The 22,776-nt window shown below is 69.6% G+C and carries 20 protein-coding genes; 8 read left to right on the top strand and 12 right to left on the bottom strand.

The window, feature by feature from the left end; translation table 11 throughout:
• Positions 1–23: 23 nt before the first annotated feature.
• The 6 genes from C8D87_RS07890 to C8D87_RS07865 are packed head-to-tail and all read right to left on the bottom strand — an operon-like array spanning position 24 to position 8,606.
• A complete protein-coding gene (locus C8D87_RS07890) occupies positions 24–923 on the bottom strand; it encodes an NAD-dependent epimerase/dehydratase family protein (protein ID WP_215732211.1) in 900 nt (299 codons plus the stop codon).
• The gene (locus C8D87_RS07885; RefSeq protein WP_146231500.1) at positions 920–1,663 is read right to left on the bottom strand and encodes a nucleotidyltransferase family protein; all 744 of its coding nucleotides are present in this window, start codon (positions 1,661–1,663) and stop codon (positions 920–922) included. The genes C8D87_RS07890 and C8D87_RS07885 overlap by 4 nt, the downstream gene beginning before the upstream one ends.
• Before the next feature lie 13 nt (positions 1,664–1,676).
• Complete coding sequence (locus C8D87_RS07880) at positions 1,677–2,990, bottom strand: hypothetical protein (protein WP_112226064.1); 1,314 nt, start codon at positions 2,988–2,990, stop codon at positions 1,677–1,679.
• Entirely contained in the window at positions 2,987–4,417 is a 1,431-nt protein-coding gene (gene pelF / locus C8D87_RS07875; protein WP_112226063.1) for a GT4 family glycosyltransferase PelF, read from the bottom strand. Before pelF ends, C8D87_RS07880 begins: the two co-directional genes overlap by 4 nt.
• Entirely contained in the window at positions 4,414–6,501 is a 2,088-nt protein-coding gene (locus C8D87_RS07870) for an Agd3-related carbohydrate-binding protein (protein ID WP_112226062.1), read from the bottom strand. Before C8D87_RS07870 ends, pelF begins: the two co-directional genes overlap by 4 nt.
• The gene (locus tag C8D87_RS07865) at positions 6,498–8,606 is read right to left on the bottom strand and encodes an Agd3-related carbohydrate-binding protein (protein WP_112226061.1); all 2,109 of its coding nucleotides are present in this window, start codon (positions 8,604–8,606) and stop codon (positions 6,498–6,500) included. Before C8D87_RS07865 ends, C8D87_RS07870 begins: the two co-directional genes overlap by 4 nt.
• A 653-nt stretch (positions 8,607–9,259) precedes the next feature.
• Between C8D87_RS07865 and icmF the strand changes: the two genes are divergently transcribed.
• Complete coding sequence (gene icmF, locus C8D87_RS07860) at positions 9,260–12,466, top strand: fused isobutyryl-CoA mutase/GTPase IcmF (protein ID WP_112226060.1); 3,207 nt, start codon at positions 9,260–9,262, stop codon at positions 12,464–12,466.
• A gap of 102 nt (positions 12,467–12,568) precedes the next feature.
• Positions 12,569–12,865, top strand: a complete 297-nt coding sequence (locus C8D87_RS07855; protein ID WP_170166373.1) for a VOC family protein — start codon at positions 12,569–12,571, stop codon at positions 12,863–12,865.
• Positions 12,866–12,895: 30 nt separating this feature from the next.
• On the opposite strand, the gene C8D87_RS07850 is transcribed toward C8D87_RS07855, so the two are convergent.
• Together C8D87_RS07850 and C8D87_RS07845 are read right to left on the bottom strand one after the other, a co-directional pair.
• Complete coding sequence (locus tag C8D87_RS07850; protein ID WP_112226058.1) at positions 12,896–13,576, bottom strand: MOSC domain-containing protein; 681 nt, start codon at positions 13,574–13,576, stop codon at positions 12,896–12,898.
• Positions 13,577–13,580: 4 nt separating this feature from the next.
• A complete protein-coding gene (locus C8D87_RS07845; RefSeq protein WP_112226057.1) occupies positions 13,581–14,015 on the bottom strand; it encodes a nuclear transport factor 2 family protein in 435 nt (144 codons plus the stop codon).
• A 117-nt stretch (positions 14,016–14,132) separates the two neighbouring features.
• Between C8D87_RS07845 and C8D87_RS47485 the strand changes: the two genes are divergently transcribed.
• From C8D87_RS47485 to C8D87_RS07830, 3 genes are all read left to right on the top strand, one after another.
• Positions 14,133–14,660 carry a CGNR zinc finger domain-containing protein gene (locus C8D87_RS47485; RefSeq protein WP_146771652.1) on the top strand — a complete coding sequence of 176 codons (528 nt, stop codon included), beginning with the start codon at positions 14,133–14,135 and terminating at the stop codon, positions 14,658–14,660.
• 82 nt (positions 14,661–14,742) lie between these two features.
• A complete protein-coding gene (locus C8D87_RS07835) occupies positions 14,743–15,900 on the top strand; it encodes a hypothetical protein (RefSeq protein WP_112226055.1) in 1,158 nt (385 codons plus the stop codon).
• A 124-nt stretch (positions 15,901–16,024) separates the two neighbouring features.
• Positions 16,025–16,849: a family 16 glycoside hydrolase gene (locus C8D87_RS07830; protein ID WP_233441965.1), complete on the top strand. Its 825-nt coding sequence runs from the start codon at positions 16,025–16,027 to the stop codon at positions 16,847–16,849.
• On the opposite strand, the gene C8D87_RS07825 is transcribed toward C8D87_RS07830, so the two are convergent.
• Positions 16,761–17,411 (bottom strand): hypothetical protein, encoded by a 651-nt coding sequence (locus tag C8D87_RS07825; RefSeq protein ID WP_112226053.1) that lies wholly within the window; start codon positions 17,409–17,411, stop codon positions 16,761–16,763. The two genes, C8D87_RS07830 and C8D87_RS07825, sit on opposite strands and share 89 nt — an antisense overlap.
• A gap of 158 nt (positions 17,412–17,569) precedes the next feature.
• Between C8D87_RS07825 and C8D87_RS07820 the strand changes: the two genes are divergently transcribed.
• Entirely contained in the window at positions 17,570–19,141 is a 1,572-nt protein-coding gene (locus tag C8D87_RS07820) for a GAF domain-containing sensor histidine kinase (protein WP_112226331.1), read from the top strand.
• Between the two features lie 45 nt (positions 19,142–19,186).
• Here the strand turns inward: C8D87_RS07820 and C8D87_RS07815 are convergent, their stop codons facing one another.
• Positions 19,187–19,837, bottom strand: a complete 651-nt coding sequence (locus tag C8D87_RS07815; protein WP_109636458.1) for a response regulator transcription factor — start codon at positions 19,835–19,837, stop codon at positions 19,187–19,189.
• A gap of 83 nt (positions 19,838–19,920) precedes the next feature.
• Here C8D87_RS07815 and C8D87_RS07810 point away from each other — a divergent pair, with 83 nt between their 5' ends.
• Positions 19,921–20,724, top strand: a complete 804-nt coding sequence (locus C8D87_RS07810; protein ID WP_112226052.1) for a universal stress protein — start codon at positions 19,921–19,923, stop codon at positions 20,722–20,724.
• Here the strand turns inward: C8D87_RS07810 and C8D87_RS07805 are convergent.
• Positions 20,711–21,268, bottom strand: coding sequence for a YceI family protein (locus C8D87_RS07805; RefSeq protein WP_109635716.1), 558 nt, complete (start codon positions 21,266–21,268; stop codon positions 20,711–20,713). The genes C8D87_RS07810 and C8D87_RS07805 overlap by 14 nt on opposite strands.
• Before the next feature lie 94 nt (positions 21,269–21,362).
• Between C8D87_RS07805 and C8D87_RS07800 the strand changes: the two genes are divergently transcribed.
• Complete coding sequence (locus tag C8D87_RS07800; protein WP_112226051.1) at positions 21,363–21,896, top strand: MarR family winged helix-turn-helix transcriptional regulator; 534 nt, start codon at positions 21,363–21,365, stop codon at positions 21,894–21,896.
• Here the strand turns inward: C8D87_RS07800 and C8D87_RS07795 are convergent.
• Positions 21,801–22,745 carry a GlxA family transcriptional regulator gene (locus C8D87_RS07795; RefSeq protein WP_112226050.1) on the bottom strand — a complete coding sequence of 315 codons (945 nt, stop codon included), beginning with the start codon at positions 22,743–22,745 and terminating at the stop codon, positions 21,801–21,803. The two genes, C8D87_RS07800 and C8D87_RS07795, sit on opposite strands and share 96 nt — an antisense overlap.
• Positions 22,746–22,776 lie beyond the last annotated feature (31 nt).

The raw sequence follows: 22,776 nt of genomic DNA, 5'->3' as shown, positions 1-22,776 counted from the left end.
GGACGTGCTTCTCCCGTTGTGCGTCACGAGTGCTGCCACAGCGAACGGACCGAGTCGGCCAGGTCGTGGTGCGGTGACCAGCCCAGTGCCCGGTGGGCGCGGCTGGTGTCCGCGGCGATCCACGTGACGGCGCCCGACCGCGACTGAACCGGAGCGGTCTCGCGCACCCTGCCCCGGAACCCCGCCACCTCGGCCAGCATCGCCACCACCTGCCGCACCGCCACGGCCTGCCCGCTCCCGACGTTGAGCACCGGCTCGCCCAGCCCCGGTGCCAGCGCGGCGTCGGCGATCGCCGACGCCACGTCGGTGACGTCGACGAAGTCGCGGTAGGAACCGAGCGGGCCGAGCGTGATGTCGTCCTCCTCCCGCATCGCCGCCCGAATCGCCTCCGCCGCTCGGCCGAGCACGGTGCCCGCGGGCAGGTCGGGGCCGATCGGGTTGAAGATCCGCAACACCACCGCGTCCAGCCGTCCCGCCGCGACCGCGTCCCGCACCAGCAACGTGCTCGCGAGCTTCGTGATCCCGTACGCGGACACCGGGTTCGCCGCCGCGTCCTCCGCGACCGCGCTGCCCTCCCGGACGCGTCCGTACTCGGCGGCCGACCCGAGCACGACGAGCCGGGCACGCGGCACCGCCTGCGGGATCGCGTCGAGCAGCGCCGCGGTCGGTGTCACGTTGGCGGTGACCAGCTCACTCGTCGTACCGTCGAGCAACCCGGTGCAGTTGACGACGACGTCCGGCCTGACCGACCGCAACAGGCCGACGAGCTCACCGCTGCTACTTCGCACCAGGTCGTGGCGCACCCAGCCGTCCTCGCCCGGCACCGTTCTGCTGACCCGGAGGACCCGCGCGCCACGCGCGTGGAGTTCTTCGCCCGCCGCGCGGCCGAGGTAGCCGGACGCGCCGAACAGCAGCACTGTCACGACGTCACGTCCATCGCGTTGTGGCGAACGGATCCGGGCAGCAGTGCCGGCCGCAGCTGCTCGAAGTTCCGGTTGGCCTCGTCGTAGTCGTCGGGCCGGCCGATGTCGAGCCAGTAGCCGCCGAACTCGTAGGCTGCCGGTTCCTCGCCGCGCGCCAGCAGGTCGAGCACGAGCTCGTCCAGTCCGAACGGGACGTTGCGCGGGTACGGGGTGAGCGTCTTGCGGGTCATCGCGTACACACCCATGCTCACGCCGTAGGACAGCTCGGGCTTCTCGACGAAGCTGACGATGCGTCCCTCCTCAGTGGACAGCGTGCCGAAGTCGATCTTCACCTTCCGTTGGTAGGTAGCGACTGTCAGCGGAGCACCGCACGTGATGTGGTGGCCCAGCAGTGCCTCGTAGTCGAGGTCGGTGAGCACATCGCCGTTCATCACGAGGAAGTGCTCCGGCAGGAGGTCGACGATGTTGAGCAACGGCCCGATGGTGGACAGCGGCATCTTCTCCTCCGCGTAGTCCACTCTGATGTTCCAGCGCGACCCGTCGCCGACGAACGCGCGGATCAGCGAACCGAGGTGGCCGATCGCGAGCGTCACGCGGTCGAAGTGCCGCCTGCCGAGCTGCTGCAGGATGATGTCGAGAATCGCGTATTCCTCGCCGATCGGCACGAGCGGCTTCGGCAAAGCCGTGGTGTACGGCCGAAGCCGCACTCCTCTGCCTCCGGCGAGTATCACCGCATGCATGGGAATCACTTCCTCATCGGTAGTGGCGGACCTGTCCGACGCTCCCGCGGAGCGCCACGAGCAAGAAGATCGACAACGCGGTGCAGGTGATCAGGAAGGCCGGCACGGGATCGGCGCCGAGCGCGACCGCCGTCACGTCACCGAGCAGGGCGGCGGACACGATCAGCGGCGCCGGCAGCGGGCCGGAGGTCCGGACGAGCACGAAGCCCAGGAAGAACGCACCGCCGAGCAGCACGTGCCCGTCGATCAGCAGGGCACCCGGCGACGTGAGCACGCCGGAGACGCGCAGTGCCACGAGCAGGACGAGAGCGGCCGCGCCGAGTGCCGTCAGGCAGAAGCCCAGTTCCCGCAGCAAGCCGCGCCAGATCGCCTGGTGGAAGTCGGCCGGCAGCGCGCACCGGCGCAGCTCCTGCGTCGCCAGCTCGAAGAACCGGTGGGCGCGCCACTCGACCACGCCCATCCCCAGCACCAACGGCGCCGCCGCGACCGCGAGGTCGAGTGCGCTGAGCACGTAGCGAGAGTCCGTGTACAGCAACAGGATCGCGCACAGCGCCGCGTACACGCTGCTGGGCAACGCGGTACCCAGCAGCGTCGACGCCCGGGGCGGGCGCACACCACCGGAGTCGCGGGCGGCACGCCCTGCCCGCCACGCGCCACCGACGGCGAGCAGCACCGTCACACCACCGAGCACCAACGCGATCCCGACGACCTCCGACACCAGGAACAGCACCCCGCCGGCACCGGCGGGCAGCACCGCCACCGCGAGCCGAACCTCCTCGCGGTGGAACAGGAGCACCCCGATCGCGAACTGCAGACCGGCCAACGCCAGCACGAACAACGCGGACCGCCAGCCCAGCACCGCGGCCGCCGTCGTCGCCGCGACAGCCGTCCCCGCGGCACCGAGCCACCGCAACGACCTGGCCGCGGTGGCCGCAGCCCCGCCGCTCAGCAACCGGTGCGCGACGGCGCTCGCACCCGAGCCCCACACCCAGCTCACGGCGGTGGCGACGACCATCGCCCACACGGCGGCCGGACCGCCCAGCACCGCGGCCACGGCGGGAAACACGGTCGTCGGCACGAGGTACAGCGGTCCGCGCACGGCGTGCAGCCACGTGGTGCCAGGGGAGTGGTCCTCGACGGCGACGCTCCCACGCGGCAACCGTTCGAACACCTCCTGCCCGAGCGCGAACACGTCGGCGCGCCCGTAGCGGTCCACCGCGACCTGGTCGGTGATGCCCTGGCTTTCCAGCAAGGCAGCCACCTGCAGCTCGTCCACCGGGTCGGGCAGCAGGCTCGCTACGCGCTCCACCAGCTCGTCGAGGATCACGGCGCGACCCCCGTCGTAGTGAGCTCGGCGTACCTCGCGCGGTAGCTGTCGTTCCACCGCTGCACGGTGAAGCGCTCGATCACCCGCTGGCGCGCGAGTCCGCCCAGCTTGCGCCGCAACACGTTGTCGGTGAGCAGCCGCACGCACGCCCGTGCGACCGCCTCGTGATCACGCGGCGGTACCACGAGACCCGCGTCGGCGACCGCCTCGCTGACCCCGCCGACGTCCGTGCACACCGGCGGTCTGCCGGTGGACATCGCTTCCACGACGGTGAACGGAAAGCCTTCCGACACACTGGTCAACGCGACGAGGTGGCCCGCGTGGTAGGCGTCGACCTGGCTCGGCACCAGTCCCTCGAACACCGCGCTGCCGGCGAGCCCGAGCTGGTCGACGAGCCGCACGCAGCTCGCGTGGTAGTCCTTGTTGGCCTCGGGCACCGGGCCGAAGACGCGCAGGCGCGCTTCCGGCAGCGCGCGGCGGACCTCGCCGAACGCCCTGATCAACGTGTGCAGGTCCTTGAGCGGGTCGATCCGCCCGACGAACACGATCGTCGGCACGTCGGGTTCTCCCGGCGCCACCGGGAACTCGGCGGGGTCGATGCCGTTGTACATCGTCCACATGCGACCGGAGTCGGCCCCGCTGTGCAGCTGCCACCGCCGGTTGTAGTCGGAGTGCGGCGTGAGCATGTCGCAGGCGCGGTAGGCGGCGCCCGCGAGCGCCCGGTGGAAGCTCAGCAGCACGACCTTCGCCGGCAGGGCGAGCGACTCGCCGACCGCGCCCAGATAGCGCTCACGCAGATACACGCCGTGCTCGGACATCAGCAACGGCGTACCGTGCGCCCACTTGGCCGCCAGACCCACCAACGCGCTCAACCCGTTCATCGCCAGGTGGCACACGTCCGCGCGGACAGGTGGGAACGACAACGGCCGCAACGAGTGTTCGAGCAGATCGGTCGCGATCACTGCGTCCTGCAACGAGATCGGCCCCTCGCCGCAGTCGTGCACAGCGCGGACCAGCCGCGCCACCGAGTCGTTGGACACCAGCGCCGCGCCGACGTCCGAGGTCTGCGCCAGGTCGAAGATCCGCCGCACCGCCCGCGCGAACTTCTCCGGGCTGCTGTCGGTGTGCGGGATGAACGACCTCAGAAAGGCCTCGTGCACTTCATCGAACCCGGCGGGCCTGCGACGCGCGCGCCGGGGTCGTCTACCCCACAGCGGCATGGTCACCACCTCGGTGAGGTTGGCGGGAGCGGGCCACCACGGCCGCTCGGTGCCGTCCACGGTCAGCGCGACGGTGGTGAAGGCGTGCTGCGGCATGCCCCGGATCAACTGGTCGCACCACAGGCTCACGCCGCCGGGGTGGAACGGGTAACACCCCTCGGACACGAGCGCGACGCGGAGCGGATCCTCGCTCGACAGGGTCATCATGGGCGTGGGCTCGCCGTCAGCACGACGGTCTGGTTCGCCGCCAAGCCGATCTTCGCCACGGTGGCGGCGCCGTAGGTGTCGCTCTCGTCGGCGCCGCCCTGATCGGCCTCGCTCGCCTCCCGCTGCCGCACCCCGGTGAGGAAGAGGCTCCCGGCGGCACTCGGCACGTAGGTGATCGCGTCGGTGCTGCGGTCCCACACCGCGTCACGCCCGGCGTCCAGCGCGGCGAAGTGCGCGGTCCTCGCCTCCACGTACCGCGCCAGGGTCAGCCAGTCGGGCCCCAGCAGCGGAACCCGGTGCAGCGCCGCGTACTTCGCCACGGTCGCGTTGATCCAGTCGAACGCGAGCGAACGGCCCGGCGCGTACTCGCGGAGGTTTCCCTGGTGCAACGTGTGGGCGTACGCCGACCCGCTCATCAGGTGGCGCGCCGCCTCCTCGGCCTCCGTGTCGATCACCTGCTCGTAGGTCAGGTCGTGATCACGGTGGTCGGCCGCCTTGCCGTTGCGGCCGTACTGACGGTTGAAGAGGGCGGTCTGCTCCTCCGGGCTCGTCGCCTCGAAGTCGATGGCGGTCGGCCAGTCCGGCACGACGAGCAGCTCCGGCCGCAACGGGTGGTAGATCCCGCAGTTGCCGCACTTCGGCCGATGACCGGCGAAGGACATGTTGCCCTGCAGGTACTTCACCCCGGCGTCGTGCGCCGCGTCGAGCATCGCGCGGTTCGACCCGGTCAGACCGAAGTCCGTCGGCGGGTCGAGCGAGCCCGGATCCGGTGTGTACACGCCCAGTCCCGAGTACTCGGGCGTTTTGAGGACGCTCGCGGGGACGGGCAGCCCGGCCGCGGCGGCGATCGCGAGGTTCTCGCTGATCTCGGTCCGGCTCACGTCGTAGGAAAGGTGGTTCATCTGCGGGTGGGTGGCGGTGTGGTTGACCCAGCGGAACTCCCGCACCAGCTCACGCGAACAGCTGCTGAGCGAGTCCGGTGTGCCGGGGTCGTCGCAGGACGCCGGCGCGTCCGGCTTCAGCCTGCTTCCGTTGAAGGGCAACGTGAGCGTGAACTCCGCGGCGACGGGATGGCGGGCGCGGAGATCGCGTTGTTGCGCGCTCGCGGCTTTGGCGTCGCTCCCGCTCAACCGGAACATGTCGGTGGTGCCGTCGGGGTGCTTGCGCGCGGTGGAGTTGAACCAGTCGTCGACGTCGACGGTGAACCAGTGCCGCTGTTCCCCGAGCAGGACGCCGCGAGCCGCCCACCGCACGAGCGACGGGCCGAGCAGGTGCGCCGTCGTGTCGTTGGCTCCCAACGAGAAGGTCAGCGCGAGCCGTTCCCTGCCGTCCGGTGCCTTGCTCCGCACGCCGAGCACCGCGTCCCCGGCCGTCAGCACGGGTTCGGCGGCACAACCGGATGCTAGCCGCGCCCGGTGGACGTAGGACCGCAGGAGCGGGATCCGCGCGTCCGGCCTGAGGTGGTCGAAGACGGCGCCGCCCTCCGCGGACAGCGCCATCTCGACCGCGGTGCCGCCGACGGGGCCTTCGTCACCCACCCGCAGGCAGAGGTCCTCGGGGGACGTGCTCGGGTGGGTGTTCAGCGACACCTGCCGGACGCCGTACGTGCGCTCGTAGTCCCACAGGACCTCCCACTGTCCCGGGGTCAGCGCACTCGCGTACGTCCCGTCCGGCGCGGCTTTGAGCAGCGCGCTGCTGGTGAGCAGCACGCCGTTGTACCGGCCGGTGCCGTCCGGCCGGACCAGCCGGTCGGGCGTCAGCAGCTCGGTGCTCGCGTTCAGCACGTCGTAGGGCGTGCCGATGGTGTCCAGCACCGACTTCCAGGTCTCCAGCCCGAAGTCGCCCTCGCCCGTCGTGACCACGAGCTGCCGCAACGCCACGAGGTCACCGCGGCGGCCGGAGCCGACCGGTGCCTGTGCCGCGCGGACGGGCACGAACCGCTTGGCGGGCAACGGGTACGGCACCGGGTCGGCGGACTGGAGCGCCCTGCCCGCCCGGTCGGTGCCGGGTGGGCTGAGCACCGTGATCGTCGTGATGGCGAGCGCGATGGCCGCCAGCAGCGGACCGATCACCTTCGGCGTCATGGTCTGGGCACCGCCGTGGCGACGACGGTGGTGCCTGCCGTGATCGGCAACCGGGTGATGAGCTCTGCCCCGTACCGGTCCGTCGTTCCGGACGCGTGCGTGACGCCGGTGAGGAACAACGAACCGGTCGTCGTGCTCGTCCTCGTGACGGTGTTCGTGGCGCGGTCCCACACCGCGTCCGCGCCACCGCGGATCTCGGCGAAGTGGCTCGTGCGCGCGTCGACGTAACGCGCGAGGGACGGCCAGTCGGGGTTGCGCAGCGGCACCGAGAACCGGGTGCTGTACCTGTCCACGACCGTCCGCAGCCAGTCGAACGTGAGGCTGCGGCCGGGGGCGAACTGGCGCAGGTTGCCCTGGTGCAGCGTGTGGGCGTACGCCGACCCGCTCATCACGTGCTGCAGCGCCACCTCGGACTCGTAGTTCAGCAGCTCGGGGTAGCTCAGATCGTGGTCGTAGTAGGGGAATCGCCCGTTCGGTCCGTAGAGGCTGTTGTAGAGCAACGTCTCCTCAGCCGGCGTGGTCACCTGGTAGCCGATGTTGGTCGGCCAGTCGGGCACGACGAGCAGCTCCGGGCGCAGGGGATGCCGGATGCCGCAGTTGAAGCAGGACGGGCGGTGGCTCTGGAACGACATGTTGCCGTGCAGGTAGCGCGCGCCGACGTCCGCGGCGGCGGTGAGCATCGCCTGGTTGGACGCGCGGAGCCCGAAGTCGACCGGCGGCTCGGTGTCGGGAGCGTTCGGATCCGGGTGGTAGACACCGAGTCCGGAGTAGGCGGGGGTCTTGAGCACGTCGGTCGGCACGGTGAGCCCGGCCTGCCGTCCGATGGTGAGGTTGTCCGCGATCTCGCGGCGGCTCGTCGAGTAGTCGAGGAAGTTCATCTCCGGGTGCGACACGGTGTGGTTGACCCACCGGAAGTTGCCCTTGAGGCACTTCGAGTAGCTGGTGAGCGCGTCCGGCGTGCCCGAGCCCGAGCAGCGGGACGGCGCTGACGGCGTGAGGTCACCGCCGTTGTAGGGCAGGTTCAGGGTGAAGCCCGCGGCCGCCGGGTAGCCGGCGCGCAACGCGTTCTGCTGCGCGTTGGTCCCGGCGGCGTCCGACCCGCTCAGCCGGAAGCCGGGATCGGTCTCCAGGTGACCGTCCGGGTAGAGGTGGTCGGTGCTGTTGAACCAGTCGTCGACGTCGACGTTGATCCAGTGCCGCAGCTCGCCGGTGAACACCCCGCGCGTCGCCCAGCGGACGAGCCCGTAGCCCAGGATGTCGGTCTGCGGCAGGAACTCGTTGGAGGAGAACGTCAACGCCGCGCGCTCGCGTCCGTCCGCCGAGGTGCCGACGACGCCGAGGACGTGATCGCCCACCATCAACGTCGGTTGCGCGCCGCAACCGGGTGCGAGGGTGGAGCGGTACACATAGGAGAAGGTGATGGGTACGTCCGCGTCGGCGACGAGACGGTCGAACAGGCCGGCTCCGGCAGGGGTCAGCGTCGCGCTCAGGCCGCTGCCGCCGACGCCGCCCTCGACACCGGGGCGCAGGCAGTAGTCCTCCGGGAACGTGCCCCAGGAGGTGTAGAGCGACACCTGCCGGATCCGGTGGTTGCGCTCGTAGTCCCACAGCGTCTGCCACTCCGCCGGCTCGAACGCGCTGACGTACCCGCCCGACCCGTCGGGTTGCAGCAGCGCGTTGTCGGTGAGCAGCACGGCGTGGTAGCGGCCGGTGCCGTCCGACCGCACCAGGCGATCGGCGGTCAGCTGCTCCGTTCGTGCGGTGAGCACGTCGTACGGCGTGCCGATCCGGTCGAGCACCGCCTTCCAGGTGGACAGGCCGAAGTCCGCGGAGTCGAGCGCGATCACCAGCACCCGCAGCGCGACCTTGCCGGTGCCGGCGACTCGTGACCTTCCCGGCTCGAGGGGGCCGTTCACCACGCGCAGCTTCGGCGGTGGCGGTGGTGCCGGCCGTGCGACGTCACCCCTGATGAGCCCGTGTCTGTGTCCGTGCTTGGGTCCGTGTCTGGCCGCGTCCTCCGCGGCTCCTGCGGCGGGTAGGCCGGCGAACGCCACCGCGGTCAGCGTGGCGAGGACGGACGCGATCCACTTCGTGCGTGCAGCCATGGCGGTTTCCTCGGGATTTTGGGCGCGCGGCACCGTCCGCGCGGAGCAGCGGTTTGTGTGGTGGATTGAATCCCGTGATGACGGCAGGAGTCATCGTCCGGGCAGCGGTCAGGCGGGATTGCGCAATTGACCTCCCCTGTCGGCGCGAAAGAAAAGATATGGCGAAAAGTTGTCCGGCGGTACCTCGTTTCGTGCGAAACGGGGGACTTTTCGGGAGCAACGTATGGGGCCGAACGGACTACTGGTGCGCAGGTGGAGGTGTACGAGCCGAGTGCTTCCGATGGAGTGCGGGGGCAGAGTTCCGGTTCGTTTCAGGGTCTTTCGACCCTTGTCCGAAGGGGTGCCACCTCGCGCGCGTGCGCATACCCGTGTCGTGGAATACAAAACATCGGTGCTCGTTGCATTCGGCTGGTTCGCGCCAGTCCGGCGCGCATTCTCGGATCGGCGCGGTTTCGTTTTCTCCAACATATGGAATCATTGGCGCGATCCGCGAGTGGTCTCTTGGTTCCGCCGCGAATCGCCCTCGCGCAGCCGTCCTCGACCCCCGGTCGAGACCGTCCGTGCAGGGTCGACGGGGCGGCGGTTCGTGCTCGATTCAGAGACGTGAACCACCCTCGGTTGCACGTCCAATAGTAGGAAGTCAAACTATTCTCATGGCGACCACACTGCACAAGCCGGCGAACCCGGTCCGCTTTGTGACCGCGTCCAGCCTGTTCGACGGCCACGACGCGGCGATCAACATCATGCGGCGGATCCTGCAGTCGCAGGGTGCGGAGGTCATCCACCTCGGTCACAACCGGTCGGTGGCCGAGGTCGTCAACGCCGCGATCCAGGAGGACGTGCAGGGCGTCGCCATCAGCGCCTACCAGGGCGGGCACGTCGAGTACTTCTCGTACCTGGTGGAACTCCTCAAAGAGCGCGGCGCCGGGCACATCAGGGTCTACGGCGGCGGTGGCGGCGTCATCGTCCCCGAGGAGATCGAGCTGCTGCACTCCCGCGGCGTCGCGCGGATCTTCTCGCCGCAGGACGGCCAGACGCTCGGCCTCGCGCGGATGATCAACCTGATGATCGAGGAGTGCGACCATGCGCTCACCGAGCCGTTCAGCCACGATGCGTTGCTGACGGGCGCGGACGAGGCCCTCGCGCGCGCAATCACGCACATCGAGGCCGGTCTGCCGGTCGAGCTGGAGACCACGCGCAAGGTTCCGGTGCTCGGCATCACCGGCACCGGCGGCTCCGGCAAGTCGTCGCTGACCGACGAGCTGGTGCGCCGCTTCCGGCTCGACCAGCAGGACAAGCTGCGCATCGCTGTGCTCGCGGTCGACCCGACGCGCCGCCGCGGTGGTGGCGCGCTGCTCGGCGACCGCATCCGGATGAACTGCCTCGACGGCGACCGCGTGTTCTTCCGTTCGCTGGCCACGCGCCGTGCGGGCAGCGAGATCCCGGACGGCCTGGAGCAGGCCATCACGGCGTGCAAGGCCTCCGGTGCCGACCTGGTCATCGTCGAGACGCCCGGTATTGGTCAGGGCGACGCGGCGATCGTGCCGTTCGTGGACTTCTCGCTGTACGTGATGACGCCGGAGTTCGGTGCCGCGTCGCAGCTCGAGAAGATCGACATGCTCGACTTCGCCGACGCCGTGGCGATCAACAAGTTCGAGCGCCGCGGTGCCGAGGACGCGCGCCGCGACGTGGCGCGGCAGATGGTGCGCAACCGTGAGGCGTTCGGCGCCAAGTGGGAGGACATGCCGGTGTTCGGCACGTCCGCCGCGACGTTCAACGACGACGGCGTCACCGCGCTGTACCAGTTCCTGCGCGACGGGCTCGTCGAGCACGGTCTGGCCGTGGAGGCCGGTTCTCTCGCGCCGGTCAGCGGCAAGACGTCGACTTCGGCGTCCACGGTCGTGCCCGCCTCGCGCGCTCGCTACCTGTCCGACATCGCCGACACCGTGCGCGGCTACCACCGCAAGACCGAGGAGCAGGTCGAGGCCGTCCGCACGCACACCCAGCTCACCGCCGCGCAGAAGGCGCTGGAGGCCGCGGGCAAGGGCGTCACCGACATCGCCGAACTGGCGTCCGACGCCGAGCGCCAGGTCGACCGCGACACCGCGGACCTGCTGACCGGCTGGGAGCAGATCCGCGAGCAGTACTCCGGCGACGAGCTCGTGTTCAAGGTGCGGGACAAGGAGATCCACACCAAGCTGACGCGGGAGACGTTGTCCGGCAACCAGGTCCGCCGCGTCAGCCTGCCGCGCTACGACGACGAGGGCTCGCTGCTGCGGTTCCTGCGCAAGGAGAACCTGCCGGGCTTTTTCCCGTACACCGCCGGCGTCTTCCCGTTCAAGCGCGAGGGTGAGGACCCGGCGCGCATGTTCGCCGGCGAGGGTGACGCGTTCCGCACCAACCGCCGCTTCAAGTACCTGTCCAAGGGCAACCCGGCCACGCGCCTGTCGACCGCGTTCGACTCGGTGACGCTCTACGGCCGCGACCCGGACACCCCGCCGGACGTCTACGGCAAGATCGGCACGTCCGGCGTTTCCATCGCCTCGCTGGACGACATGAAGGCGCTCTACGACGGCTTCGACCTCGTCGCGCCGACCACGTCCGTGTCGATGACGATCAACGGCCCCGCGCCGACGATCCTCGCCTACTTCCTGAACACGGTGATCGACCAGCAGGTCGACAAGTTCCGCGCGGAGCACGGCCGCGAGCCGGACGCGGCGGAGTACGAGCAGCTGCGCAGGTTCGCGCTCGCCAACGTCCGCGGCACCGTGCAGGCCGACATCCTCAAGGAAGACCAGGGCCAGAACACCTGCATCTTCTCCACGGAGTTCTCGCTGCGCATGATGGCGGACATCCAGGAGTGGTTCATCCAGCAGCAGGTGCGCAACTTCTACTCGGTGTCGATCTCCGGCTACCACATCGCCGAGGCCGGGGCGAACCCGATCAGCCAGCTCGCCTTCACGCTCGCCAACGGTTTCACCTACGTCGAGTCGTACCTGGCGCGCGGCATGAAGATCGACGACTTCGCGCCGAACCTGTCGTTCTTCTTCTCCAACGGCATGGACGCCGAGTACAGCGTCATCGGCCGGGTGGCGCGAAGGATCTGGGCCGTGGCCATGCGCGACCGCTACGGCGCCGCCGAGCGCTCGCAGAAGTTCAAGTACCACGTGCAGACGTCCGGCCGCTCGCTGCACGCGCAGGAGATGGACTTCAACGACATCCGCACGACCCTGCAGGCGTTGTGCGCTCTGTACGACAACTGCAACTCCTTGCACACCAACGCTTACGACGAGGCGATCACCACTCCCACGGAGTCGTCCGTCCGCCGCGCGATGGCCATCCAGATGATCATCAACAAGGAGTGGGGCCTGTCCGCGAACGAGAACCCGCTGCAGGGCTCGTTCGTCATCGAGGAGCTGACCGACCTCGTCGAAGAGGCCGTGCTGATGGAGTTCGACCGCATCTCCGAACGCGGCGGTGTGCTCGGCGCGATGGAGACCGGCTACCAGCGCGGCCGCATCCAGGACGAGTCGATGCTCTACGAGCAGCGCAAGCACGACGGCTCGCTGCCGTTGATCGGCGTCAACACCTTCCTGCCCGAGGGCGGTGAGCGGGAGGTCGTGAAGATCGAGCTCGCCCGCGCCACGGAGGAGGAGAAGAAGTCGCAGGTCGAGCGCACGCGTGCGTTCCAGGCGGCGCACCGCGACGAGGCGCAGAAGGCGCTCGCACGGCTGCGTGAGGTCGCGCAGACGAACGAGAACGTGTTCGCCGTGCTGATGGACGCCGCCCGCGTGTGCACGCTGGGGCAGATCACCGAGGCGTTCTTCGAGGTGGGCGGCCAGTACCGGCGCAACATCTGACGAGAGCGGAGCCGGTGCCGTGCATCGCAGCCGACTGTTCGGAGTCTTCACGACACACCCGTCGCACAGGCCGGTTCAGCGGCGGCCTTCTGGTCCGCCGCGCTGGGTGTCCCGGCGCGTCCGGTGGAGGGCGAGGAGCAGTTCACGGCTCTGGACGGCGCCGTCCCCGGCTTGACCGTCGACATCCAGGCGATCGACGAAGCACCGCGCTGTCACGTCGACATCGAGACCGACGACGTGGCGGCGGAGGTCGCCCGTCTGACCGCACCGGGCGCGGAGCCGGTCTCCCGCTGGCTCGAGTGCCACGCGCTGCGCGCACCCGGCGGTCACCTGCTCCGCGTGGTGCTCGCGCACAGCGACCCCGAGACGTTTCGGAAGCTGGCACGAACCTGGCCGTGAACCTCGTCGAGGACCCGCCCGCGGATCCGTTCAGACGGCGTAGGGCCGGCCGACGATCCACCCGCCGACACGGGCGGGTACCTCGTCGGTCGGTACCACCTCCACGGCGTCCCCGACGCTGACGGTGCCCGGCTGGATCACCCAGCTGTCCAGGCACAGCACGCCACCGAACTCGTGCCTGATCCGCCGGTGCACGTCCAGGTCCTGCGCACCGGTGTCCGGGTCGATCGTCGTCACGACGCACCGGCTGCGCTGCTTGAACATCCCGATCACGACGTCACCGACCACCAGCGCGTGGCCGGGCCAGGTCTCCTCCTCGCCGGGCTCGACCCCGCCGATGAGGATGTTGGGCCGCAGCCGCCGCACGTCGATCCCCGCCGCCGCGACCTGGCCGTCCGTGGCCACGAGGACGTTCAGCACGTCGAACCGCTCCGGGCCGGTGTAGCGGGTCAGCCGGCCGCCGTGGGGGAGGACCAGTGCGTGAGCCTCCCAGCTGTCCCAAGGATGTCCGTCGACGAGCGGGCCGTCCGGGCCGGTCGTCGACGGGATGGTCAGCAGCCCGTACCGGGTGCGTCCGGTCAGGACTCCGCGCGGGCCCTGGACGTGCACGAGCCGGTCGCCTGCCACGCCGTTGTCGGTGAACTCGGCTTCCTGGAGCGGCTCGCCGGCGAGCGACTTCACCGGGTAGCGCCACAACGCTTCGACGTGCATCTCGCTACTCCGTCGGGATGTCGTAGGTCGAGTCGGGGTCGATGCGGCGATCCTCGGCGGCGATCCGCACGTCGTTGATGCTCGCCTCGCGCCGGCTCATGAGGCCACTGGCGGCGAACTCCCAGTTCTCGTTGCCGTAGCTGCGCCACCACTGGCCCTCGTCGTCGTGCCACTCGTACTGGAAGCGCACGGCGATGCGGTTGTCGCCGTAGGCCCAGAGCGACTTCCGCAGCACGTACTCGTGCTCGCGCTCCCACTTCTTCGTGAGGAAGCCGACGATCTCAGCGGTCCCGCGGACGAACTCGGACCTGTTGCGCCACACCGAATCCGGCGTGTACGCGCTCGCGACGCGCTGCGGGTCGCGAGTGTTCCAGGCGTCCTGGGCGGCCCGGACCTTGAGCCGGGCGGTGTCGGCGTCGAACGGGGGGACGAGGTTCACGGGAGTCCTTCCAACGGTTGGGCGACGCTGCAAACGTTAGAACGTGAGTCTAACGGATGCAAGACCGTGTTACCGTTAGACGTGCTGACGCCCGACGAACCCCGTCCGGTCCTGCTGATGAACACCATCTGGGCCAACCGGTCGCAGGTGCACGACGACCTGACCACCGTCAGTGCGCTGCGCGACTTCCTGGGCGTACCCGTGGATCAGGACGACCTGAAGGCCTTCCGGGCGCTGCGGCAGGCACTCCGCGACCTCGCCGGCGTGCTCACCGGAGACACGCGTGCGGTCGCGCAGAATCGTGACCTGGGGCGTGCTGTGGCGGAGGTGAACCGCGCTGCGAAGAGTGCGCGGCAGTGGCCACAGCTGGCCGTGCGCGACGGAGAACTGTTGCGGGACAAGGAAAGCGAAGGGTCGCCCGCGGACCGGGAGCGTGCCTCGATCGCGGCGGAGGCGGTGGAGCTGTTCACCGGCGAGGGCCGGGTTCTGTTGCGCGCCTGTTATGCACCGGGCTGCGTGCTGTACTTCGTGAAGGACCACTCGCGGCGGGAATGGTGTTCGCCGTCCTGCGGCAACCGGGTCCGCGCGGCACGACACTACCGGCGCAATCGGGGTGAATCGCCTGGTCCGAACGGGTTTTCCTGATCGCAGAGGCTAACCATGAGCCGCCCGCGTTCCGATAACCGGAGAACAGTAGGGCGCGCTTTTTGTGTGGTGGTGATCCGCGATGTCCCGAGAATCCGTGCCAGGCCACGACATCAGCTATCACCTCGTCTGCTTCGACGAGACCGGAAACGAGCGGGGGCGCGACAGCGCGGACGTCCTGTACGACGCCCGCCGCGGCGTCACAGACGTGTTCTTCTTCATCCACGGGTGGAACGGCGACGTCCCCGCCGCCCGGCAGCAGTACGGGCAGTGGATCAGGACGATGGCCGACTGCCGTGCGGAACGTGAAGCGGCGCACCGGCTTCCCGGCGGCTTCAAGTCGTTGCTCGTGGGCCTGCACTGGCCCTCGAAGGCTTGGGGCGACGAGGACGTCCGGTCCGACGAGTTCATCAAGGCCCAGGCTCAGCGCCTCGGGGGAGGCGCCGGGCGCACCGCCGCGGTGCGGACGATCGTCGAAGCCGCGCGGCAGCACCCCTGCCGGATGTCCGCGACGGTCAAGCAGGCCTACGACTACCTGGAGAGCTCGGTTCCCGACCTGCCGGGCGAGGACGGGATGGCGTTCGACGCCGAGCAGCTCTACCGGGCGTGCCTCGAGGACCCGGCGCTGGGCGGGATCCTGTCGCCGTTGCGGATCCTGACGTTCTGGAAGATGAAGCGTCGTGCCAAGGTGTTCGGCGAGAGCGGCGCGGCGCGGATCGCCCGCGACGTCGCCCAGGCCGCCCCGCACGCGCGCATCCACCTGATGGGCCACAGCTTCGGCTGCATCACCGCGACCGCCATGGCCAACGTGGTGCAGCCCGCGACGCTCACCCTGGTGCAGGGTGCGATGTCGCTGTGGTCGTTCGCGGAACGGCTGCCCGGCCAGGCCGGCTCCGGCTACTTCCGCGGCGTGCTCGGCCGGGTGCCGGGCCCGATCATCGTCACCACGTCCGCGCACGACCACGCCATCGGCAGGTTCTACCCGCTGGCCGCACGCTCGGGCCGGCAGGTCGACCTGGACGAGTACCCGAAGTACGGGGGCATCGGCGCGCACGGCGTGCAGGGCACCTACGCCCACGGCCACAACATCGGATCTCCCGGCGAACTGCTCAAGGGGCAGGTGCACAACGTCGACTGCACCTCCGTGATCCGCCGCATCGACGGAATCGCGGGCGCGCACAACGACATCTGCCACCCGGAGCTCGCCCGGCTGCTCTGGAGGGCGGTGCTGGCCCGGTAGGGGTTGTCCGTTTTCAGAAACACGCGTTTCCGTTGACTGCTCCGATGACCGCGCCCTACCGTGGGTGGACCGTCGCTGCCGAATACCTCGGAGCCGAGGACGGTAACAGATGTTTCGTCGTCCATTGTGGATAGTCGCTGCCCTCGTTCTGGCGCTCGTCGCTGGAACGACCCCCGCGCGAGCCGCGGATCCCGTGCTGGTGCCCGTCTTCGACGGCAAGACCCTCGACGGGTGGACCGCGCACGCCAAGGACGCGTTCGTCGTGAAGAACGGCGCGATCCACAGCCGGAAGAACGCCTCGCGCGGCTGGATCTACTACAACAAGCGGCAGTACAAGAGCTTTCGCTGGATCTTCAAGGTCCGCCAGGTCTCCGGCGACCACCAGCCGACCGTGCTGATCTGGGGCAAGGTCCAGACACCACCGTTGAACGGCCTCGGCGCGATCCAGTTCCAGCCGCCCAACGGTGGCGCGTGGGACTACCGGCCGGGCCACAACAACGGCGGCAAGGGCCTGTTCACCAGGTACCCGCACCCCCGTTGGGACATCAAGAAGTGGGCGCAGTGCGAGATCCTCGCCAACGGTGACACCGTGATCGCGCGCATGGCGTGCTGCCCGCTTCCCGACGGCGCGACCAAGTGCAAGGCGCAGGAGGTCCTGAAGTTCGAGGACAAGAAGGAACCCGCCGGCCGGGAGGCACCGCTCGCCATCCAGATCCACAACAAGGGCATCGAGGACGAGTACAAGGACCTCGTCGTCGAGTCCCCGGTCGCGGACCCGGCGAAGTTCATCACCACCCAGGCGCTGGGCCGTGCCCGTCCCGCGCAGCGTGTCAGCCGACCCCCGCGCGACGTGGGACGGCCTACTCCGCGCCCAGCCGCAGAACCACCTGCGGCACCAGCGTGTTGCCGAGGCACGGGCGCAGGTCCGCGCGCAACGCGGGCAGGCTGATCGCGTCCGGCGCGGGGGTGACGGCGATCCCCACCGTCCCCGCGGTGAGCACCACGCGCTGCATCGCTTGCCCCGCACGGATTTCCGCCGCAGCACCCTGGTTGAACGTGCACAGCACCAGCTCGGTGCCGCCGTTCACGTGCAGCCAGGCGCGTTCCACCTCGGCCGCCCGCGACAGCAGCCCGCGCCAGGGGGCCACTCCGGGGAACGTCGTCCACGTGCGACGGTTCGTGCGCAACACGTGCAGCAAGCTCAGCACGCCCGGGTCCGGCTCCTGGTAGCCGCCGAGCCGCACGGCCGCGGCCGCGTCGTTCGCGCTCGGGCCGGGCAGCAGTGTCACCAGAGGACGGATGCCGTGGCCCTGCAACGCCAGCCGGACGTTGAGCAGCGCGACTCCGCAGTTGATCCGCGTTTCCCTGCTGTGCGGGGTCGCGGTGTGCAGTTCGATCTGCTCGGGACGGACCTCGAACCGGACGCCGCCGGCCGAGTCTCTCGCCAGGGCGAGGACGCCGCGCACGTCCTCACCCGCGAGTCCGAGTGAGTCGGGCACGGCGATCGTCATGCTCACACTGTCGGGCCGGGGCGGCGGGGCCGTCCACGGTCGAAGGTCCTCTTTTGGTAGGGCCGTGCGATGCTCAAAAGTGTGCGAATCTAGTCGGCGTGCCTGATCTGCCTGGTCGCCGGGGCCTCGACGAGCTGCTCGACGAGGTGCGAGACCGCATGGACGAGATCGTCACCACCCGTGACCACATGCAGGAGCTGCTCGGCGCCGTCCTCGCGGTCGCGTCCGGGCTGGAGCTCGACTCGACGCTGCAGCGCATCGTCCAGGCCGCCGTCGACCTCGTCGGCGCCCGCTACGGCGCGCTCGGGGTCCTCGGCACGCGCGACGACCTGGCCGAGTTCGTCTACGTGGGTGTGGACGAGGAAACGCGCGCGACGATGGGGCACCTGCCGGAGGGAAAGGGCTTGCTCGGGCTGCTCATCAAGGACCCGACGCCGTTGCGGCTGCGCGACCTGTCCCAGCACGACATGTCCGTCGGCTTCCCGCCGAACCACCCGCCGATGCACAGCTTCCTGGGCGTGCCCGTACGCGTGCGCGACGAGGTGTTCGGCAACCTCTACATGACCGAGAAGATCGACGCGGCCGAGTTCACCGCCGACGACGAGGCGGTGCTCCAGGCACTGGCGGCGGCCGCGGGCATCGCGATCGAGAACGCCAGGCTGTTCGAGCGGTCCCGGATGCGCGAGCGGTGGCTGGAGGCGATCGGCGAGGTCAACTCCGAGCTGCTCGGCGGCGCGTCCGGCGAGTACGCGCTGCGGCTGATCACCCAGCGGACCGTCGAGCTGGCCGGCGCCGACGCCGCCCTCGTCGTGCTCGGTGACGGCCGGCACGAGCCGCTGACGGTCGCGGCGAGCGCGGGCATCAGGATCGAGGACTTCAACGCCTCCGACTACGCGGTCGACGAGGTCATTCGCTCCGGCGTGCCGCTGCTGGTGGACGACCTGGGCTCGGCGTTCGGCCCCGTGCTGGCGGTGCCGCTGCGGTCGGGACCGGTCGTCACGGGCGCGCTCGTCGTGTTGCGCAGGGCCGGCGAGTCGCGGTTCCTGCCCGACCAGGTGCCGGTGCTGGCGTCCTTCGCGGACCAGGCGGCGGTCGCGCTGGAGTTCGCCGAGCAGCAACGCTCGCAGCGGCTGCTCGACGTGCTGGAGGACCGCGACCGCATCGCACGCGACCTGCACGACCACGTCATCCAGCGGCTGTTCGTCACGGGCCTGACGCTGCAGGCCACGATGCGGCGGATCACCGAGCCCGAGGTCGCCGCACGCCTGCAGACCGCGGTGGAGCAGCTGGACGAGACCGTGCGGGAGATCCGCACGTCCATCTTCGACCTGCACTCGACCGACAACACCTCCCTGCGCCGCAGGCTTCTGGACCTCGTGGCGGGGCTGACCGAGTCGACCCACCTGTCGCCGGCGGTGCGGATGTCCGGCACCGTCGACAATTCAGTGCCACCAGAGCTCGCGGAACACGTCGAGGCGGTGGTGCGCGAGGCCGTTACGAACGCCGTCCGGCACGCATCCGCCACGGAGCTGACCGTCCTCATCGACGCCGGTGAGGACGTCGTGATCACCGTGCAGGACAACGGGATCGGCGTCCCGCCCGACACCGCGCGCAGCGGCCTGCGCAACCTGGCCCGCCGCGCCGAGAAGTTCGGCGGCACGCTCTCGGTGCGGGGGACCGAGGGCGGTGGCGCCTGCGTGGTCTGGCGGGTGCCGCTCCCGGTCAGGTGAACGCGTGGGCCGGCGGGTGTCCACCGACCAGTTCACTCGAAAGGGTCAGCGGGGCTTCTCGCCGTCCTTGCGGAACTGGGAGGCGAACACGGCGGCCTGGGTGCGGCGCTGCATGCCGAGCTTCGCGAGCAGGTGCGACACGTAGTTCTTGACGGTCTTCTCCGCGAGGAACATCCGCTCGGCGATCTGCCGGTTCGTCAGGCCCTCGCCGATGAGGTCGAGCACCGTGCGCTCCTGCTCGCTGAGCATGCGCAGCGGGTCTCCCTCCTCGCGTTCGCGGCGAATGCGGTTCAGCAGGGCGGAGGTCGTGCGAGCGTCGAGAAGGGACTGTCCAGCCGCGACGGTGCGAACCGCGTTGACCAGGTCGGCGCCCAGGATCTGCTTGAGCACGAACCCGGACGCGCCCGCCATGATCGCGTCGAACAGGGCCTCGTCGTCCGCGAAGCTCGTCAGCATCAGGCACTGCAGGCCGGGGATCCGGCTGCGCAGCTCGCGGCACAGTTCGATGCCGTTGCCGTCGGGGAGCCGGATGTCGAGCACCGCCACATCGGCCTGGGCTCCTGGCACCTTGGCCAGCGCCTCCGTGACCGACGCGGCGTCACCGACCACCTCCAGATCGGACTCCTCACCGAGCAGGTCCGCGATGCCGCGGCGGACGATCTCGTGGTCGTCGACGAGGAAAACGCGCGTCGCCATCCGGTCACGGTAGCCCAAAGACTCTGCCAGGAGGGGACCAACGGCACGCGGCCCGCTACGACGATCGGGCCTACTTTGGGATCATGAGCGGTCTTCCTGTGGTCGTCGGTGTCGACGGTTCCTCGTCCGCGCTGGCCGCGGTGGCGTGGGCGGCTCGGGCGTGCGTGCGGCACGATGCTCCGTTGCGGCTGGTGCACGCGTACACGCTGCCGACGCGCGGCTATCCCGAGGTCATCTCATCGGCGCGTGAGTTGCGCTCGGCGATGTACGACCAGGGGCGGATGTGGCTCTCTCAGGCCGTTGCCGTCGCACGCGCAGAGGCACCTGATGTGCCTGTCGAGCACGACCTGCGCATGGAGCACCCCACGCCCGTGTTGCTCGCGGAGTCGACACGCGCGCGGGAAGTGGTGGTGGGGTCGCACGGGCTGGGCGGGTTCACCGGGGCGTTGGTCGGCTCAACGGCCGTGGCGCTGTCGGTGCACGGTGAGTGCCCCGTCGTCGTCGTGCGTGGGCAACAGCACGACGGGCCTGTGGTGGTGGGCGTCGATCTCTCGCCCGGCTCGGACCCGGCGCTGGGCTTCGGGTTCGAGGAGGCGGCGGCCATGGGCGTGCCGCTGGTGGCGGCGCTGGCTCAGGTGGACGAGCCGTCCTCGTCGCTGAACGCGCGACTGTCCGGGTGGCCGCAGAAGCACCCGGACGTCGCGGTGGAAGAGCTCGTGGTGGGGGAGCGGCCGATCCCGTCGCTGCTGGAGCTCGGGGAGCGGGCCGGACTGCTGGTGGTGGGTTCGCGGGGGCGTGGCGGATTCGCCGGGATGCTGCTCGGGTCCACCTCGCAGGCCCTGATCTACCACGCCCCGTGCCCGGTGGCCGTCGTCAGGCCTGCTTGACCGCGGAGATCTCGAACTCGAGGACGATCTTCTCGCCCACCAGGACGCCGCCGGTCTCGAGCGGGGCGTTCCAGGTCACGCCGTAGTCCTTGCGGTTGATCGTGTGCGAGCCCTCGAAGCCCACGCGGGTCTGGCCGTACGGGTCGACGGCGACGCCCTCGAACGCGAACGGGATGGTGATGTTCTTCGTGATGCCCTTGATGGTGAGGTCACCGGAGATCTCGAAGTTGTCGTCGTCGACCTGCTTGGCGGAGGTCGAGACGAACTTGATCTCCGGGTAGGTCTCGGCGTCGAGGAAGTCGTTGGTGGCCAGGTGACCGTCGCGCTGCGCGTTGCGGGTGTCGATGCTCGCGACCTTCAGGGTCACCTCGGCGGTGGTGTTCTCCGGCTTGTCACCGTCGATGTTGATCTTGCCGTCGAACTCGTTGAACGCGCCGCGCACCTTGGTGACCATCGCGTGGCGGGCGACGAAACCGATGCGGGAGTGCGAGGCGTCGATGACGTAGGCGCCGGTCAGCTCGGAGAGGTTGGTGGCGGTGGTCATGGTGTTCAGTCCTTCGGTAGGGGCATTTGGTTGAAGTGTCATCCACCTTGCCCGAACGTGGATGATGTGTCAACTATTCCCGTATGCTGAACCGGTGACACGATGGCTGGAGCCCGAGCAGCAGCGGGCGTGGCGTGCCTACGTCCGCATGCAGGGTGAGCTCAACGCGCACTTGAACAGGCAGATGTCGGTCGACTCCGAGATCTCGATGGCCGACTTCGCCGTGCTGGTGCAGCTCACCGACACGCCGGACGGGCGTGTGCGCGTGCTGGAGCTCGCACGGTTCTTGCACTGGGAGAAGAGTCGCATCTCACATCACGTGGCCCGGATGGAGAAGCGCGGCCTGGTGCGCAGGGAGAACTGCAGCAGTGACGGGCGCGGGTCGTTCGTCGTGCTGACCGACCAGGGCCGGTCCGCGATCGAGGCGGCCGCGCCCGCGCACGCCGAGACCGTGCGGGCACTGGTGTTCGACCAGCTAACCGACGCCGAGGTCGAGAGTTTGCGCGAGATCTCCGAGAAGATCTTCACCCGCCTAGCGACAGGCGAATGTGCGGCGGTAATCGCTCGGTGCGACGCCGACGACCCGATGGAAGTGGTGCCGGAGGAGAGCGGCCGTTCCGAAGCCTGACCTGGCGGCGACTGCGTCGACGTCCAGATCGGTCTCTTCGAGAAGCCTGCGCGCGTGCAACACCCGCTGGAGCGACAGCCACTTGTTCGGGGTGGTGCCGGTCTCCGCGACGAACTTGCGTGCGAACGTCCGCTCGGACATGACGGCGAGCTTCGCCATGGACGCCACCGTGTGGTTCTCCGCGATCGTGTCGAGCACCCGCTCCAGCACCGGTTCGAGGCTGTCGGTGCTGCACTCCGGGATCGGGAGTTCCACGAACTGCCGCTGACCACCGTCGCGCTGCGGTGCCACGACCATCCTGCGCGCGATCGTGTTGGCGACCTTGGTGCCGAGCTCTCGCCGGACGAGGTGCAGGCAGGCGTCGATGCCCGCGGCCGTGCCGGCGCTGGTGATGATGTTGCCGTCGTCCACGAACAGCACGTCCGGGTTGAGCTGTGCCTTGGGGAATCGCTCGCGGAACAGCCGCGCCTCACGCCAGTGCGTGGTGCAGTGCCGGTCGTCGAGCAGTCCGGCCGCGCCGAGGATGAACGCCCCGCTGCAGACGCTGAGCAGCGTCGCGTCGGTCTCTCTCAGCGCTTTGACCAGCTTCTCCGGGTAGTGCTCGCGAACGCGTGCGGCGGGGAGCGCGACGAGGTCGACGCTCTGCAGCGCGTCGAACCCGTGCTCCGGCGTGATGGAGACCCCGTCGATGTTCGTCGGTACCGGCTCGTTCGGGAACTCGCCGCACACCCGGAAGCCGATGGGCGGCACGCCCTCCTCGGTCCGGTCGATGCCGAACACCTCGCAGAGCAGGCCGAACTCGAACGGCGCAACGCCGTCGATCAGCGGAACCGCCACCGATTGCAGCATGGCAGGATTTTAGCGCGCCACGTCAGATCTG

The sequence above is a fragment of the Lentzea atacamensis genome, assembly GCF_003269295.1.
GTDB lineage: Bacteria > Actinomycetota > Actinomycetes > Mycobacteriales > Pseudonocardiaceae > Lentzea > Lentzea atacamensis.
The sequence above is the reverse complement of the archived record's forward strand: the minus strand, read 5'-3'. Positions and strand labels throughout refer to the sequence as shown.

Excerpts from the sequence above, each read along its gene's own strand:
- C8D87_RS07885 (WP_146231500.1), bottom strand. The coding sequence starts at position 1,663 with ATGCATGCGGTGATACTCGCCGGAGGCAGAGGAGTGCGGCTTCGGCCG.
- pelF (WP_112226063.1), bottom strand. The coding sequence starts at position 4,417 with ATGATGACCCTGTCGAGCGAGGATCCGCTCCGCGTCGCGCTCGTGTCC.
- C8D87_RS07870 (WP_112226062.1), bottom strand. The coding sequence starts at position 6,501 with ATGACGCCGAAGGTGATCGGTCCGCTGCTGGCGGCCATCGCGCTCGCC.
- C8D87_RS07865 (WP_112226061.1), bottom strand. The coding sequence starts at position 8,606 with ATGGCTGCACGCACGAAGTGGATCGCGTCCGTCCTCGCCACGCTGACC.
- icmF (WP_112226060.1), top strand. The coding sequence starts at position 9,260 with ATGGCGACCACACTGCACAAGCCGGCGAACCCGGTCCGCTTTGTGACC.
- C8D87_RS07850 (WP_112226058.1), bottom strand. The coding sequence starts at position 13,576 with ATGCACGTCGAAGCGTTGTGGCGCTACCCGGTGAAGTCGCTCGCCGGC.
- C8D87_RS47485 (WP_146771652.1), top strand. The coding sequence starts at position 14,133 with ATGAACACCATCTGGGCCAACCGGTCGCAGGTGCACGACGACCTGACC.
- C8D87_RS07835 (WP_112226055.1), top strand. The coding sequence starts at position 14,743 with ATGTCCCGAGAATCCGTGCCAGGCCACGACATCAGCTATCACCTCGTC.
- C8D87_RS07825 (WP_112226053.1), bottom strand. The coding sequence starts at position 17,411 with ATGACGATCGCCGTGCCCGACTCACTCGGACTCGCGGGTGAGGACGTG.
- C8D87_RS07820 (WP_112226331.1), top strand. The coding sequence starts at position 17,570 with ATGGACGAGATCGTCACCACCCGTGACCACATGCAGGAGCTGCTCGGC.
- C8D87_RS07815 (WP_109636458.1), bottom strand. The coding sequence starts at position 19,837 with ATGGCGACGCGCGTTTTCCTCGTCGACGACCACGAGATCGTCCGCCGC.
- C8D87_RS07810 (WP_112226052.1), top strand. The coding sequence starts at position 19,921 with ATGAGCGGTCTTCCTGTGGTCGTCGGTGTCGACGGTTCCTCGTCCGCG.
- C8D87_RS07805 (WP_109635716.1), bottom strand. The coding sequence starts at position 21,268 with ATGACCACCGCCACCAACCTCTCCGAGCTGACCGGCGCCTACGTCATC.
- C8D87_RS07795 (WP_112226050.1), bottom strand. The coding sequence starts at position 22,745 with ATGCTGCAATCGGTGGCGGTTCCGCTGATCGACGGCGTTGCGCCGTTC.